The organism is Rahnella sp. RFA10(1/100) (assembly GCF_004195115.1).
Lineage (GTDB): Bacteria > Pseudomonadota > Gammaproteobacteria > Enterobacterales > Enterobacteriaceae > Rahnella > Rahnella perminowiae.
The window spans coordinates 591,876-606,660 of record NZ_SEWR01000001.1 but is presented as its reverse complement, the minus strand read 5'-3'; the positions used below and the strand labels follow the sequence as shown (position 1 = coordinate 606,660).

General features: G+C 56.5%; 13 protein-coding genes. All 13 read right to left on the bottom strand.

Annotation, left to right across the window (positions count from 1 at the left end; translation table 11 throughout):
- Positions 1 to 577: 577 nt before the first annotated feature.
- Complete coding sequence (locus ETV65_RS02575; RefSeq protein ID WP_129951433.1) at positions 578 to 1,666, bottom strand: iron-containing alcohol dehydrogenase family protein; 1,089 nt, start codon at positions 1,664 to 1,666, stop codon at positions 578 to 580.
- A 64-nt stretch (positions 1,667 to 1,730) separates the two neighbouring features.
- Entirely contained in the window at positions 1,731 to 2,585 is an 855-nt protein-coding gene (locus ETV65_RS02570; protein WP_129951432.1) for a MurR/RpiR family transcriptional regulator, read from the bottom strand.
- Positions 2,586 to 2,588: 3 nt separating this feature from the next.
- Entirely contained in the window at positions 2,589 to 3,908 is a 1,320-nt protein-coding gene (locus ETV65_RS02565) for an MFS transporter (protein ID WP_129952119.1), read from the bottom strand.
- A 192-nt stretch (positions 3,909 to 4,100) separates the two neighbouring features.
- Positions 4,101 to 4,439 carry a hypothetical protein gene (locus ETV65_RS02560; RefSeq protein ID WP_129951431.1) on the bottom strand — a complete coding sequence of 113 codons (339 nt, stop codon included), beginning with the start codon at positions 4,437 to 4,439 and terminating at the stop codon, positions 4,101 to 4,103.
- Between the two features lie 105 nt (positions 4,440 to 4,544).
- Positions 4,545 to 5,309, bottom strand: coding sequence for a siderophore-iron reductase FhuF (gene fhuF, locus ETV65_RS02555; RefSeq protein WP_129951430.1), 765 nt, complete (start codon positions 5,307 to 5,309; stop codon positions 4,545 to 4,547).
- A gap of 138 nt (positions 5,310 to 5,447) precedes the next feature.
- Positions 5,448 to 6,356: a dihydrodipicolinate synthase family protein gene (locus ETV65_RS02550; protein ID WP_129951429.1), complete on the bottom strand. Its 909-nt coding sequence runs from the start codon at positions 6,354 to 6,356 to the stop codon at positions 5,448 to 5,450.
- Positions 6,357 to 6,561: 205 nt separating this feature from the next.
- Entirely contained in the window at positions 6,562 to 8,169 is a 1,608-nt protein-coding gene (locus tag ETV65_RS02545; protein WP_129951428.1) for a gamma-glutamyltransferase family protein, read from the bottom strand.
- A gap of 30 nt (positions 8,170 to 8,199) precedes the next feature.
- Positions 8,200 to 9,075, bottom strand: coding sequence for an ABC transporter permease (locus ETV65_RS02540; RefSeq protein WP_129951427.1), 876 nt, complete (start codon positions 9,073 to 9,075; stop codon positions 8,200 to 8,202).
- Position 9,076: 1 nt separating this feature from the next.
- Positions 9,077 to 10,021, bottom strand: a complete 945-nt coding sequence (locus ETV65_RS02535) for an ABC transporter permease (protein ID WP_129951426.1) — start codon at positions 10,019 to 10,021, stop codon at positions 9,077 to 9,079.
- 17 nt (positions 10,022 to 10,038) lie between these two features.
- The gene (locus tag ETV65_RS02530) at positions 10,039 to 11,565 is read right to left on the bottom strand and encodes an ABC transporter substrate-binding protein (protein WP_129951425.1); all 1,527 of its coding nucleotides are present in this window, start codon (positions 11,563 to 11,565) and stop codon (positions 10,039 to 10,041) included.
- The gene (locus ETV65_RS02525; protein ID WP_129951424.1) at positions 11,562 to 12,677 is read right to left on the bottom strand and encodes an oligopeptide/dipeptide ABC transporter ATP-binding protein; all 1,116 of its coding nucleotides are present in this window, start codon (positions 12,675 to 12,677) and stop codon (positions 11,562 to 11,564) included. Before ETV65_RS02525 ends, ETV65_RS02530 begins: the two co-directional genes overlap by 4 nt.
- Positions 12,674 to 13,696: an ABC transporter ATP-binding protein gene (locus tag ETV65_RS02520; RefSeq protein WP_129951423.1), complete on the bottom strand. Its 1,023-nt coding sequence runs from the start codon at positions 13,694 to 13,696 to the stop codon at positions 12,674 to 12,676. The genes ETV65_RS02525 and ETV65_RS02520 overlap by 4 nt, the downstream gene beginning before the upstream one ends.
- Positions 13,689 to 14,420 (bottom strand): FCD domain-containing protein, encoded by a 732-nt coding sequence (locus ETV65_RS02515; RefSeq protein WP_047612502.1) that lies wholly within the window; start codon positions 14,418 to 14,420, stop codon positions 13,689 to 13,691. Before ETV65_RS02515 ends, ETV65_RS02520 begins: the two co-directional genes overlap by 8 nt.
- Positions 14,421 to 14,785: the final 365 nt, after the last annotated feature.

The following is a 14,785-nucleotide window of genomic DNA, read 5'->3' as shown; positions in this document are numbered from 1 at the left end:
GTGGGCGTCGGCCCACACCGACTTGGGGGACGGCTTATCGCCGCCGCCCCCCAAGACCCCCCCGGCTCTTTCACTGCGCGCTTCGCTCGCTGACTATATTTCATCAGCCGCAGTGATAGCCGCAAAATCCCGCCGCTGCGCGGTTCCCTCCCATCGGGTTACAACCCGCGCAAAAACATGCGCGGTTTTCCACCTCTCGTCCGGCGGTATTTTGGAACCGGCCTCAGGCTTCTACTTCACAACCTTACTGATTTTGATATGCAAAGCGGATTGGTTTTGACTTTAAAATCCTGCGGGCGTTTCAGAAAGCTTGCTGAATGAGAGGTTGCAGACCCTAGGCTGCAATCCCGAAATGAAGGCACCGCGAAGCGGCAAGATTTCCAGCCTGTCGCTGCGATACCTGAAAAATAGCCAGCGAGCGGAGCGCTTGTTGAAAAAGCGAGGAGGAATCCAAAGGAGGAAAAGCACTTTCCTCCTTTGGGCGGTTTCGGCGCAACCCGATAAGTGATCACGGCAATTGAGAAACCGAAACTTTCACCATTTATCTTTCAAAAACGTTCTGATGTGCGTTCTCACATCAATTAATTTTTGCCCCGAGTCTCTCCACTCTTTCTACCGCACCTCTGACATCTTCAAATGTAATATCACCTGGCATGTTCGCCATATCCGGTGTGGTGAGGCTGCGGTCGATAATCACGGCCAGATCCTGCTCTGTCAGCCCTGTGGCGATATGCGCTAACTGCGTCGGTATGGCACTGGCGCGGGCCAGCGCGAGAGCGGCCAGCAGTTCATCGTCGCTGCGGTTTTCCAGTGCCAGCAGGCACAGGTTACCGTAACCGACCAGCAAACCATGAGGAATATGGCGGGTTTTCGGACAGGCGGTGAAGCCTTCGTAGAGTGCATGAGAAGCACCGGTGTGAGCGCCGTTACTCATGACTGAGGTCAGACCGGCGTAGAGGAAAATAGCATCGAGCACCTGTTCGAGCGCGTTATTGGCTTTACCGTCCTGCACCGCGAAACAGGCACCGGCGGCGAAATGCCTGATGAGGGTATAACACAATTCACTGTGGGTTCTGGCGACGCCCGCCAGGCCGGTCAGCTGGCTGAGATCGCTGATGGCGCGGTATTCATACCATTTTGCCAGCGTATCGCCGATACCTGCCGAGAGCCATTGCAGCGGTGAGGTTGCCAGCAAATCCGCATCGATCACTACCGCGGCGGGGCCACTGGACAAAGGCATCATGTCGCGGAATTCCCCATTTTGATGATAACGGAACGCCAGCGAGGTCACCGCCGAACAGGTGCCCGCAATGCCCGGCAGGGTTACGACCGGAATATTGCACGCCACGCCTGCCGCTTTAGCGGTATCCAGAGCTTTGCCGCCGCCGGTGGCGATAATCACCTCCACGCCCTGTGTACGGAAAACGTCCGCCAGACGGTTGATTTCTTCCTGACAACACACGCCGTTGAAGATTTCACTGCCGAGATAACTGACCATCTGCTGTTCAAGCTGATCCGCTACTTTCGCTTCGACACTGGCAATGGCGCGTTTGCCGCCCACTAACATTGCCCGCTGGCCTAAGCGCCCGCACATCGCGCCCAGATGTTTTATGGCGCCGCGCCCGCGCAGTACGCTGGCAGGAAAGACCAAACGATGGGTGAACATGCATGCCCTCATAAACTCCGGTGTTTTATGAAGTATAGAAGGCGTGCCGGAGAACGTAAGAATATCAGCGGCGTCGCCTGCGTACGGCATCATGGGTTTTACGCAAGGCGTCGCGCGCGCCCGGAAGGCGCTGGGCGACACCGATAAACAGGCAGTCGATGATCAGCAGCTGGCTGGTACGGCTCGCCATCGCCGCTGCGCGAAAACCCATTTCACGATTGCTGGTTCGCAGCACGACATCTGCTTTACGGGCGAGGGCAGCCCGGCCGTTAGCGGTAATGGCAAGCGTTTTCGCGCCTGCCGCTTTTGCCTGCGCAAGGGCTTCAATCACATCCGCTGTCTGACCGGAGTGGGAAATCGCCAGCGCAACATCCGCAGCTGTTAACTGACAGGCGCTGACCAGACTTTCATCACTGCTGCCAAAAGTCTGGGCGACAACGCCGATGCGTCGCAATTTCTGACAAAAATCCTGCGCCACCAGTGCCGAGGCACCGGCACCGTAAATATCAATCCGGTGCGCCTGTGCAAGCAGGCTGACTGCCTGCTCCAGCGTGGCTGCGCTGAGGAGTTGCGTGGTTTCGGTCGCGCCTTTGACCTCGAACTCCAGCAGTTTTTGCAGTATCTGTTTGGGCGGATCATTGTCGCTGATATCCGCCGCCAGCGGCATTCCGGCGGGCATCGGGCTGGATGATTCTGCGGCTAATGCCAGACGCAGCGCCGGATAGCCGCTAAAACCCAGCCGTTTGCTGGTGCGCACCACCGTGGCAGTGCTGGTTTCGGCGTATTTCGCCAGTTCTGTCACGCCCATGTTGGCCACACCCGGCGGATCAAGGCGGATAAGAGTGATGATCCGCTTTTCCGCCGGCGAGAAGCTGCCCTGTAATGCGTTCAGACGCGACTGCAAATGCGTGTCGTTCATCGCTTATTCATCCAGATCACGCAAATGATCATCCTTGCGCAACGTCATCAGTGCAAACAGGCTGACCAGACAGGTAGCGACTACGTAATAGGCCGGAATATCCAGATTGCCGGTTTCTTTGATAAGACCGGTAATAATCAGCCCGGCACAGCCTGAAAACACGGCATTCGACAGGGAATAGGATAATCCCAGACCGGTATAACGCACGCGGGTCGGGAACATTTCTGCCAGCATCGCCGGGCCGGGACCGGCAATCATTCCTATTGTTGCGCCGGCAATCAGCACTGCAATACCTTTCACCAGCAGGCTGCTTTGCGGGTTTTGCAGCAAATGCAGCAGCGGGAAACTCAGCACAATCACGGCGAAGACGGCAATCATCATGACCTTTTTACGGCCGATTTTATCGCTCAGCCAGCCGGAAGGCAGGATGGCCAGCGCGAAACCGACGTTCGCCAGCACGGTGGCGACCAGCGCCTGTAAAAAAGTGGCATGCAGGGAAGTTTGCAAATATGACGGCATGACCACCAGGAAGGTATAACCGCCCGCCGACCATCCCATCATGCGGCCAATTCCCAGTGCGATGGCCTTGGCAGTAGCGACAGCCGATGCTTTTCCGGCTGCCGTTTTTTGTACTTCAGGTTCGTCTTTCTGACTGGCGACAAAGTTCGGCGTTTCATCAAGCTTCAGGCGCAGGTACAGCGCCACCAGCCCCATCGGCAGGGCCAGCAGGAACGGAATCCGCCACCCCCAGTCTTTCATTTGTGCTTCAGGAAGGGTCTGGACCAGCAATGCCACCAGCGCCACGCCGGTCAGCAGACCCAGCGACACGGTAAACGACTGCCACGCGCCATAAATACCGCGTTTACCTTTCGGCGCGAATTCGGTCATCAGGGAGACCGCTCCGCCGAATTCACCGCCGGCAAACAGGCCCTGGAACATACGCATCAGGGTCAGTAATAACGGGGCGGCCACGCCAATCTGCGCGTAAGTCGGCAGCAGACCAATGATCGCGGTGGCCAGCGTCATCAGCAGAACGACGGCAATCAGTGTCGGTTTACGGCCGATGCGGTCACCGATACGCCCGAAGATGATCGCACCAATCGGGCGGCAGAAAAACGCCAGCGCGAACGACGCATAAGTGAGCAGTAAACCGGTCATGCCGGTCTGGCCTTCCAGGGTGAAAAAGTTACCGGCAATCAGGGTCGCCAGATAACCGTAAACGCCAAATTCATACCATTCGATAAAATTACCGACCGAACCGGCGACGAGGGCGCGGCGTGACTGACTGGCGGTGGCTGGGGAAATCTGTCCGGTGCGGGTCATCATTAACCTCTTCAGCAAAAGATCTTTGTTATAAGAATAGGATGTAAATAATTTTCTAAATTCCGGTGATTATTATGTCAATAATTTTCATGTATTGAACAAAATTAAAGCGGGAACTGCGGGGTCAGACAGGTTTTTGGCATAAAAAAAGGCTGCGCCTCGAAAGGAGCAGCCTGTTTAAACACGTTGCGGTTACAGCGTGTGGATATCGATGCCGTCGCCGATATTACTTTTCTGATAGTAAGCCCGCGGGACTTCTACCTGATACTGTTTGTCAGCGTAAGCGACTTCCAGAATAAAACGTTCGTTTTCATAGGATTCAACCGGAATAAAACCGAAGAATCCTTCCGTTACGCTGATGGTCCGGGTAGACGGAATAGCATAACGATGAACAATCCTTGCTCTGAGCGGCTGCTGCCTGCCGGTTAACGTGTTCCATACGCGGTTAACGGGTTGCGCCAGAGAAACCATCACCTCTGAGGCCAGCGAGTTAAGAGCCGAGGGCCAGCTCTCAGGTTTTTTCATAGTCATGATAAATACCTCGTTGGTCTATATAACCCAATTCTTATAATTATCTGCCGCTAAGATCCAATCATTTTTTACGCTAAGCTTAGTCAGCGTTTGTAAGTGTTTGATTTAACCGGCAACGGTTTTGCGTCTTTTGCCGGATTTGCGTTCTGCTAGCAATAACGGGCAGGAAGGGCACATGGCGTGGTCTTCCAGATCGTAGCGCAGGCAGCACTGTTTACGGTACTGCGGACTGTCAGGATCAGAAGGATCTTCAGCACGCAGTGGCTGAAATAACGGATTTTTACCGCCATAACGCAGCTCGCGCGATTCCATCAGGCGCATGCCGTCTGAGATATCCGCACCGACCAGCTCTGCCTGCTTAATGCCCCAGCCGACACGGATCGCCGCATTGCTCCAGTAAATCCCCGGTTTCAGGCCGGAGAATTCCGCCAGCGCTTCGCAAACGGGGCGCAATTGCTGCTCGATCATCACATCAAAGCGCGCCATCGGTTCTGCGGATATCAGGGCTTCACCTTCACCGTCGAGATAAATCTGCGCCGGTAATCCTTCTTCCTGCATGCACAGGTAGACATTGTCGGCGGCGATAGGTAACTGCCAGCCGTGACGCAGGGAGACAATCACCCAGGCTGGCAACAGGGTGGCAAAATACCATTGCGACCACATTGAAATCCGCGCCCGGCGCTTATCGCACTGCGCGGCATCGGCCGCATTGGCGTCCAGATAACGTTTAAGCACGCTGGCGCAGCCTTCTGCAGTGGTCAGTCGCAACATAGGCACCGCATTGGTCACCAGAGGCGACATGGGTTTGAACGTTTCTGCCACCCAGCTGACCGGCGTTTCGCGGAAACTGTCGAGGAGTGTTTGCATCATTACGCTATGAAAGTCATTCGGCTCGATAAATCATAGGAATAGAGTAACGAATATTAAAGCGGAATAGTAATGATTTCGATTTAGATTCCTTCTCCCGGTGAAGAGAAATGACGGGAGAAGGTTTTGCAGCCAATGCGGTCAGTTCAACACACCTGCTTTCTGCAAAATCTCACGGACAACCTTTTGCTTCTCATTGCTCAGCGGCAGAGCCGGTTTCAGTGAATACACCGGTATTTCACTGATGACCTGAGAGATGGCGTATTTGATGACGTTGTAGATCGGCGTATCCAGTGTATAAAGCGGCGGCAGGAAAGATAACCGCTGTTGCAGTTCCACGGCGGTGGCGAAATCTTTCTCTTTACAGGCGCGGTAAATCCCGCAGGTGAGTTGCGGGGCAAAATTGGCGCTGGCGGGAATAGCACCGTCGCCGCCCAGTATCAGCGTGCCAAAAAGATATTCGTCATAACCGGAGAATACGGCGAAATCAGGGCGATGGGGTTTCACGGCCTGAATCGTTTCGCGGATATGGTTCAGGCTGTCAACGGTGTCCTTCAGGCCGGCAATGTTCGGACACTCCAGCGCCAGACGTGTGATCAGGCTGACAGGCAGCGGCTGACCGGTCAGTCCCGGATAGTTGTACATGATCACCGGCAAACCGGCACCTTCAGCAATTGTGCGGTAATGCAGATACAGCGCATCTTCGGTTACCGGGTTGTAGTAGGGATTCACCACCACGACGCCGTCGGCACCGACGCTTTTCGCGTGCTGTGCGAACGCCAGCGTTTCTGCCGTGCCCGGATGCGCCGCGCCAATCAATACCGGTACGCGCCCGCCGACATGTTCCGTGCAAAACTCCGCCACTTCATGACGCAGCGCCTGAGACATATGCGCGAATTCTCCCGCGCTGCCGAGGAAAAACAGGCCGTTTACGCCGCCTTCAATAGCAAAATCAATCAGACGCGCCATCCCCGGTCGGTCAAGCTGCTCATTCTCATTGAGGATCGTTGCGACAGGGGGGATCACGCCATGAAACAGTGGGCTGGTCATACATTCGTTCTCCATATGAAAGGGTAAAGTACTCACCCATTCATTTATAGAACGCTGTTTCAAATATTTATAGCGATGGGATCGAATTACAGTGATTTAGCCGATATCTGGAAGGGAAGTCACAAAGATGGCGGTAACTCCCTCCCCCTTCGCTTTGGGGGAGGAGCAAGGCAAAACCGACTTGCGGTGCAGAGTGAAACCAGACCTACATCACCAGTGCTTGTCCGTCTTTACGGGATTCGGTGCCAGCCAGATAACCGCCTGCCGGATTAGTGACAATCACCTGCGCGCCGCCAAATGAATGGCCGCCGAGCGGGTCTTCAACGATCAGTTCATGGCCCATAGCGCGCAGTGTCGCCAGCGTATTGTGGTTAAACGTTGATTCAATCGCCACCTGGCGGCCGCCGTTGATGCGCCAGCGCGGCGCATCAATAGCCGCCTGCGGATTTTGCTTATACAGCATCACGCGCAGCGCCAGTTGCAGATGCCCCTGCGCCTGCATCGGGCCGCCCATCAGGCCGAACGACATCAGCGGTTTTCCCGCAGCGTCCTGTGCGAAGGCCGGAATAATAGTATGCAATGTGCGTTTGTCCGGCGCGACGCAGTTGGCGTGGGTCGGGTCGAGGGTGAAGCCGCAACCACGGTTTTGCAGGCTGATGCCGGTGCCCGGCACCACAATGCCGGAACCAAAGCCCATGTAATTTGACTGAATGAAAGACACCATCATGCCGCTGGCATCCGCGGTGGTCAGATATACGGTGCCACCCGGACGCGGCGCGCCGTAGGTCACGTCACTGGCTTTTGTGCGGTCAATCAGTTTTGCCCGTTCTGCCAGATAATCATCGTTCAGGAACAGTTGCGGATCGAAGAACATATGGTCGCTGTCGGTGACATGCTGATCCAGATCTGCCAGTGCCAGTTTCATCGCTTCAATGCACAGATGCGTGGTTTCCACTGAATCCACCGGCTGGCTGCCGACATTCAGCTTGTCGAGAATGCCCAGTGCAATCAGCGTGGCGATGCCCTGACCGTTCGGCGGCAGTTCATGAACCGAACCACCCGCAAAGGATTGCTGCAGGGTTTCTACCCAGTCGGCCTGGTGGTTCGCCAGATCGTCCAGCGTCATCGCACCGCCGTTAGCCTGACAGTGCGCTACCATTTTTTCGGCCAGTTCACCGCGATAAAACGCTTCACCTTCGGTGTTAGCGATCAGTTCCAGCGAGTCGGCCAGTGCCGGATTACGGAAGATTTCCCCGATTTTTGGCGCACGTCCGTCTGGGGCGAAACATTCCATAAAGCCTGGCTGGTTATGCAATTTTTTCACCGCGATCTCCCACAGGCGACCAATCAGCGGCGATACCGGAAAACCGTTGCGGGCATAATCAATCGCCGGTTGTGCCAGTGTGGACAGCGGCAGGGTGCCGAAGCGTTTTGCCAGTGCCACCCAGCCGGAGACGGCGCCCGGTACGGTGACCGCATCCCAGCCATAGGTCGGTACGGCGTCGAACCCTTTGGCGGCGAAATATTCCGGCGTCCACGCTGCCGGTGAACGGCCTGATGCATTAAGTCCGTGGGCTTTTTTGCCGTCCCAGACGATCGCGAATGCGTCGCTGCCTGCGCCGTTGCCGCTGGGTTCGAGCACGGTGAGTGCGATGGCGGTGGCGATGGCCGCGTCGGCGGCGTTTCCGCCCAGCATCAGCATTTTCATGCCCGCCTGGGCGGCCAGCGGCTGTGATGCGCAGACCGCATTGTCGCCCATCATGGTCGGACGCAGGGTCGGATAAGCCACGTTAAAATCGTAATTCTCAGACATGTATTCTTCCTTAAAAAAGCAGCAAGCGGTTTATTCGGAACGCGGGTCGAGCGCATCACGCAGCCCGTCACCCAGCAAATTGAAACCCTGTACAGTGAGGAAAATTGCCAGACCGGGGAAAATCGACATCCATGGCGACTGCTCAAGGAAGCTGCGCGCCGTGTTGAGCATCGCCCCCCACGAGGCGTCCGGCGGTTGCTGGCCGAGGCCGAGGAACGACAGGCTGGCTTCGGTGATGATCGCCGAAGCAATCGCCAGCGTCGCCTGCACCAGGATCGGCGATAACACATTCGGCAGCACATAGCGCCAGAGGATCCAGCGGTCGGGCAGGCCGATTGCCCGCGCCCCTTCAATATATTCTTCGTTGCGGATACTCATTACCTGCGCTCGGGTCAGGCGGGCGAAAATCGGCATGGCAGAAAGCCCGATGGCGATCATCGCATTGCCAAGGCTCGGGCCGAGAAATGCCCCCAGCGCAATCGCCAGCACCAGAAACGGACACGACAGCAACGCTTCAACCACACGGGAAATAATGCTGTCCAGCCAGCCCTGCCAGAAACCGGCGATAAGCCCCAGCGGAACGCCGATCACAATCGCGATAATCACCGACACACAACCGGCCATCAGCGAGGTGCGGGCTCCCCAGAACAGGCGCGATAAAATGTCACGCCCCAGTTCATCGGTGCCCAGCCAGTGCAGAGCGGAGGGGGCTTTACGCACGGCCATAAAATCCGCTTTGATCGGGTCAAACGGCGAAATCCACGGGGCGAGCAACGCCATAATCGCGAACATTGCGACCAGCACCGCGCCAGTCACCGCGCTTTTGTTGCGCAGGAATTTGCGCAGCACGCGGTTCGGTTCACGGGCAGGGAGTGACGTTGTCACGGAAATCACAGAAACGCTCATCTCAGGCTCTCCGCATGCGGGGGTTGACCAGCACGTACAGCACGTCGGCCAGCAGATTCATCAGCAGAAAACCGACCGCGACCACCATCACCACGCCCTGAACCACGGCGTAATCGCGATTGAACACCGAATCAACGATCATTTTGCCAAAGCCCGGAATAGTGAAAACCTGCTCGCTGAGCACCGCGCCGCCCAGCAGTTCGCCGAACAGCAGCGTGGTGAGCGTGATGACCGGCACCAGCGCATTGCGCAGCGCGTGTTTCATGATCACCTTTTTCGGCAGCAGGCCTTTGGCACGGGCAGTGCGGATGTAATCGGCTTTCAGCACCGCAATCATCGCCGCACGGGTGTGGCGCATCAGGGTGGCAGAAAGCCCGGTACCGAGCACCGCCGCAGGCAGCAGCATGGTTTTCAGGTTTTGCAGCGGATCTTCTGAGAACGGCACGTAACCGGACGCCGGAAGCCAGTGCAGTTTCACCGAGAACAGAATAATCAGCAGCACACCCAGCCAGAAATGAGGGATCGAAATCCCCGACAGCGCCAGAAAATTGGTACCGTTATCTATCCATGTGCCTTTATGAACTGCCGCGAGCACGCCCATGGTGATGCCGATAATCAGCGCCACGATCATTGCCAGCAGCGACAGTTCCAGCGTGACCGGCAGTTTGCTGGCGATCAGTTGTAATACCGGTTCCTGCGTGCGCAGCGAGGTGCCGAAATCGCCGCGCAGCGCGTTGCCGACCCAGTGGAAATACTGGCTGGGGATCGGGTCATTAAGATGATATTGCTCGCGTAACTGCGCAATCACTGCCGGATCCCGCTCCTCACCGGCCATCGCAGTGATCGGGTCGCCGGGCAGTAATTTCTGCAACGAGAACACCATCAGCGTAACCAGAAACAGTGTCGGTATGGCTGAAATCAGCCGTTTCATCACCAGTTCTAACATCGTCTATCCCCAGTCAATTATTTGTTCAGTGTCAGACCCCGTAACCGGATCAGGCCGTCGGCGTAAGGCACAAAACCGCTGACTTTTTTGCTCATGCCGAAAATACGCGGTTCGAAGTACAGGTATAACAGCGGGTCGTCGATGTTTTCCTGCTCAACCACCTGTTTGTACAGTGCCTTACGTTTTTCCACATCGCTGGTCAGACGCGCTTCCTGTAACCACTGATCGACCTGCGGATTACTGTATTTGCCGTCGTTCAGGCCGCCTTGGGTATGGATGAATGAGAAAATATTGCCATCAGGATCCGGACGTCCTGACCAGCCGGACATGCTCATTTTGAATTCACCGCGTTGCTGGCGATCAAGCAGCGTGGCGTACTCCGTCATTTGCAGATTCAGGTTAATGCCCGCTTCGCTGACCATCGCCTGAAGTACCTGCGCAACCTGCTGTGACGTCGGGTTGTTGGCGACCAGGAAATCGATAGTCAGTGGGGTTTTTACACCGGCTTGTGCCAGCAGCGCTTTGGCTTTTTCGATATCGCGTTTGGGCACCGCAATGTCAGCGTGATACGGGCTGGCAGGTGAGAAGGCCTGATTCGCCGGGGTGTATTGCCCCTGGAAGACCACCTGGTTCAGTGCGTCGCGGTCAATCGCCAGCGACAATGCCTGACGCACGCGGGCATCTTTCGCCAGCGGCGTATTGGTGTTGGCGGTGCCGTTGGCGATATTGATCGTCAGCCCCATGTACCCGAGGCCGGTGGTGCTCGCCAGTTGCAAATTGCTGTCGGCTTTGACAGTTGCGGTGTCGCTGGCAGCAATGCCTTCGGTAATATCCAGATCGCCTGCACGCAGGTTGGCTAAGCGTACGGACGCATCCGGAATCGGCAGAAACACCACTTTATCAAAGTGATACGCGCCTTTGTTCCAGTAGTTATCAAAGCGTTTGAGCACAATGCGGTCCTGCTGAACGCGGCTGACAAATTCATACGGACCGGAACAGACCGGGTGCGCCGCCACGTTGCCTTTGGCAGTGGCCGCAGTGGCCGCAGGGGCCAGAATGGTGCCCGCGCGGTCGGTCAGTTGCATCAGCAGCGCGGCGTCTGCCGTTTTCAGGTGGAAAACCACGGTGTACGGCGCGGTGACGTCGACGGATTCAACAGATGACAACTCACTTTTACGCAGGGAACCCGGCAGCGTCAGGTAGCGTTCGATGTTGTATTTCACCGACTGTGCATCAAATTTCTCGCCATCATGGAAGGTCACGCCTTCGCGCAAATTCATGGTCAGCGTTTTGCCGTCCTCGCTGTATGACCAGTCTTTCGCCAGGCCCGGCACGATTTTAAGGTGTTGATCGACATCCACCAGACGCTCACACATGGCGCTGAACACGAAACGTCCGTAATAGGTGCGCGCCGTGGCCGGATCCAGCATGTCAGGATCGCTGCCAAGGCCGACGCGCAGGGTGCTTTCTGCGTGGGCAAGGCCCGCAGACGTCAGCAACATTAAGGCCGGAATGCAGGCAGTTAAGCGGGGTGCATATCTCATGGTCGGGTTCCCTGGGTTGATGTTGGGGTGGAAAGTGAAAGCCGGGACTGGCTTGCCTGTTCAAACAGCGCACGCCGTAAGGTAAATGCAGCGGACGGCGACGGAATCAGCACCGAGGTGCGATCCCGTTGCAGTTCGCTCCAGCGGTGGCAGGCCACCATGCGGTTGTCACTGACAGTTTCAAGTTGCGGCTCCACCTGCCGACATGCGTCGATGGCATAGGCGCAACGGGTATGGAAACGGCAGCCGGAAGGCATATTGGCCGGATTGGGCATGTCGCCCTGCAGCACCGGCACCGGCCGTTTAACGCCGGGCGTGAGCAACGGCGCGGACGCAATCAGCGCCTGGGTATACGGATGCAGCGGCTGATCAAAAATGTCATCGGTGCTGGCCAGTTCGACGATTTGCCCGAGGTACATCACCGCTACGCGGTCGCTCATATGGCGGATCACGGCCAGACCGTGTGCGACGATAATCATCGTCAGCCCGAACTGTTGTTTCAGGCTTTCCAGCAGATTGACCACCTGCGCCTGCACCGACACATCGAGCGCCGACACCGGTTCATCTCCCAGCAGCAGTTTCGGCGAGGACGCCAGCGCGCGGGCGATACCGATGCGCTGGCGCTGGCCGCCGGAAAACTCATGGGGATAGCGGTTACTGAAAGCGGATGGCAGGCCGACGGTGGTCAGCAGTTCACGTACTTTCGCCTGCCTGTCCGCTTTACCCCTGACAATGTTGTGCAGCCACAGCGGCTCGCCAACGATCTCTTCCACGGTCATGCGCGGGTTGAGTGAGGCAAACGGATCCTGAAAGATGATTTGCAGGTCGCGGCGCAGTTTTTTCATCTGGTCAGCGGAAAACTGTTTCAGGTTTTCGCCTTCGTAGAATACGTCACCGTCAGAGGCGCTGAGCAGTTGCAACAACAGCCGGCCCAGTGTCGATTTTCCTGAGCCGGATTCGCCGACAATCGCCAGCGTTTCGCCGTGCCAGACGCGTAAGGACACACGATCGACTGCCTGCACGATTTTCGGTGTGCTGAATAATGATGACGGGCCTTTAAAGACTTTGCTCAGTCCGGCGGCTTCCAGAATGGGGCGGGGGGCGAGGCTCATGCGCAGGCTCCTTCGGCGGACAACGTGAAATGGTTTTCCAGCGGTGCGAAGAAACAGGCGACGTGGTGCGGCGACTGATTCAGGGCGCGCAACGGCGGGCGCTCCCGGTGGCAGCGTTCGGCGGCAAACGGGCAGCGCGTTGAAAAACGGCATCCCTGCGGCATGTCTTTGGGTAACGGCACGGCACCGGGGATGGTGGAAAGTGCACCCTGACGTGAGGCCAGCGATGGCATCGACCCCATCAGTCCGATGGTATAAGGGTGCTGCGGATTATTGAAAATATCGGCTACCTGACCCTGCTCGACAATCTGCCCGGCGTACATCACCGCCACGCTGTCGGCGACTTCTGCCACCACGCCCAGGTCGTGTGTAATCAGCAATAACGCGCTGCCGGTTTCCTGCTGAATACGGTTGAGCAGGGCGAGGATCTGCGCCTGAATGGTGACGTCCAGCGCGGTAGTGGGTTCATCGGCAATCAGCAGTTGCGGACGGTTGACCAGTGCCATGGCAATCATCACACGCTGACGCATGCCGCCGGAAAGCTGGTGCGGATAGGCATCCATCCGCAGTTCCGGGGCCGGGATCTGCACTTTTTTGAGCATTTCCAGGGCCTGTTCACGAGCCGGTTTTTTGCCGGCGCCCTGATGACGCATCACCGCTTCGGCCAGTTGATCGCCGAGTGTCAGCGCCGGATTGAGTGAAGTCATCGGTTCCTGAAAAATCATTGCCAGCTCCTGACCGCGCAGGTCAGCATACTGACGCTCCGACAGACCGGTGAGGGAGGTATTATTCAGGCGGATATCCCCCTGCAATACTTTTGCGCCGGCGGGCAATAATCCCATCAGTGCCAGCGAAGTGACGCTTTTACCGCAACCGGATTCGCCCACCAGCGCCAGTGTTTCTCCGGCTTCAAGCTGTAAGGAAATGTCGTCGAGTACGGTGGCCGGTGAACCGGAAAACTGCACACGCAGGTTGCTGATGTGTAACAGTGGTGTGACGGGGCCTGCCGGGTCAGTCATCAGTAAAATCCTCCTCATCATGCAGGGTGGAAAGAAATGCCTGTTGCAGCGCCAGAAGATGCTCGCGCATCACTTTTGCGGCCTCTTTCGGCTGGCGTGCGGCAATGTGTTCTACGATGCGTTCGTGGTGATCGTCGTAACGGTTCAGGCGCTCCTGATTACGCGCCGCGTTGCGCACCGCCAGCCAGCTCGGATCCCGACGTATGGCGTCGACGGCATCGAACAGACCGAGCAACAACCGGTTACCGGCGGCATCGGCGATGGCGCGGTGAAAGGCGCTGTCCCAAAGCTCAATCTGATCCGGGTCGCCGCGTGACATCGTTTTCACCTTGTCCAGTAAACGGCGCATAAGCTGGATCTGTTCCGGCGTGGCACGCAGGGCGGCATATTTCGCCAGCCCCGGTTCAATTTGCAGACGGGCTTCCATCACTTCCTGCAAATTAGATTGTTTCGGCAACGCCTGCAGACTCAGCGGCCGGGCAGGGCCATTCGGTCCGATAAACGTACCTTTCCCCTGCTTGCGCCACACCCGGCCTTCCTCTTCCAGCACATCCAGCGCCCGGCGGATTTCCCGGCGGCCGACATCAAACATCTGCATCAGATCGCGTTCTGCCGGCAGCGGTTGAGTCTGATCCGGATGCTGTTGTATCAGCTGTCGCAGCTGTTCAAGTGCTGAATTCGAGGTGCCGTTAGAAGGAGATTGCGCCCCGGAGTGTGTTGTCATATTTCAGTTTCCCGCTGGGAATTAAATCGTTAGTCAGTCCTTTGCATTTTCCGAACCAATTTTGTAATGGTTCATGAGAAAGTTTTGCAAAACGGAGAATTTGTTTTTAATTTCAAATGTATAAAAAATCACCCGCTTTAGAGAGAGGATCGATTTATGGTTTATAAGACATTGATATTTATCTGATATGCACAAGTGTAGTGCGTTAAAATAATGTTAACGGATCGTCATGGTGCGTGATTTATCGGTATGAGAAGTCGATCAAATAAGCGGAATAACTTAGCTAATGGTTCGCTATATCGTTGCTTCACCAAAGAAGGAAAGGGTCGGGCGGGGTATTAAGGAATAATTCGCAGGCCGGAGAG

Excerpts from the sequence above, each read along its gene's own strand:
- ETV65_RS02560 (WP_129951431.1), bottom strand. The coding sequence starts at position 4,439 with ATGACTATGAAAAAACCTGAGAGCTGGCCCTCGGCTCTTAACTCGCTG.
- ETV65_RS02570 (WP_129951432.1), bottom strand. The coding sequence starts at position 2,585 with ATGAACGACACGCATTTGCAGTCGCGTCTGAACGCATTACAGGGCAGC.
- ETV65_RS02525 (WP_129951424.1), bottom strand. The coding sequence starts at position 12,677 with ATGAGCCTCGCCCCCCGCCCCATTCTGGAAGCCGCCGGACTGAGCAAA.
- ETV65_RS02535 (WP_129951426.1), bottom strand. The coding sequence starts at position 10,021 with ATGTTAGAACTGGTGATGAAACGGCTGATTTCAGCCATACCGACACTG.
- ETV65_RS02565 (WP_129952119.1), bottom strand. The coding sequence starts at position 3,908 with ATGACCCGCACCGGACAGATTTCCCCAGCCACCGCCAGTCAGTCACGC.
- ETV65_RS02540 (WP_129951427.1), bottom strand. The coding sequence starts at position 9,075 with ATGAGCGTTTCTGTGATTTCCGTGACAACGTCACTCCCTGCCCGTGAA.
- ETV65_RS02520 (WP_129951423.1), bottom strand. The coding sequence starts at position 13,696 with ATGACTGACCCGGCAGGCCCCGTCACACCACTGTTACACATCAGCAAC.
- ETV65_RS02550 (WP_129951429.1), bottom strand. The coding sequence starts at position 6,356 with ATGACCAGCCCACTGTTTCATGGCGTGATCCCCCCTGTCGCAACGATC.
- ETV65_RS02530 (WP_129951425.1), bottom strand. The coding sequence starts at position 11,565 with ATGAGATATGCACCCCGCTTAACTGCCTGCATTCCGGCCTTAATGTTG.
- ETV65_RS02515 (WP_047612502.1), bottom strand. The coding sequence starts at position 14,420 with ATGACAACACACTCCGGGGCGCAATCTCCTTCTAACGGCACCTCGAAT.
- fhuF (WP_129951430.1), bottom strand. The coding sequence starts at position 5,309 with ATGATGCAAACACTCCTCGACAGTTTCCGCGAAACGCCGGTCAGCTGG.
- ETV65_RS02575 (WP_129951433.1), bottom strand. The coding sequence starts at position 1,666 with ATGTTCACCCATCGTTTGGTCTTTCCTGCCAGCGTACTGCGCGGGCGC.
- ETV65_RS02545 (WP_129951428.1), bottom strand. The coding sequence starts at position 8,169 with ATGTCTGAGAATTACGATTTTAACGTGGCTTATCCGACCCTGCGTCCG.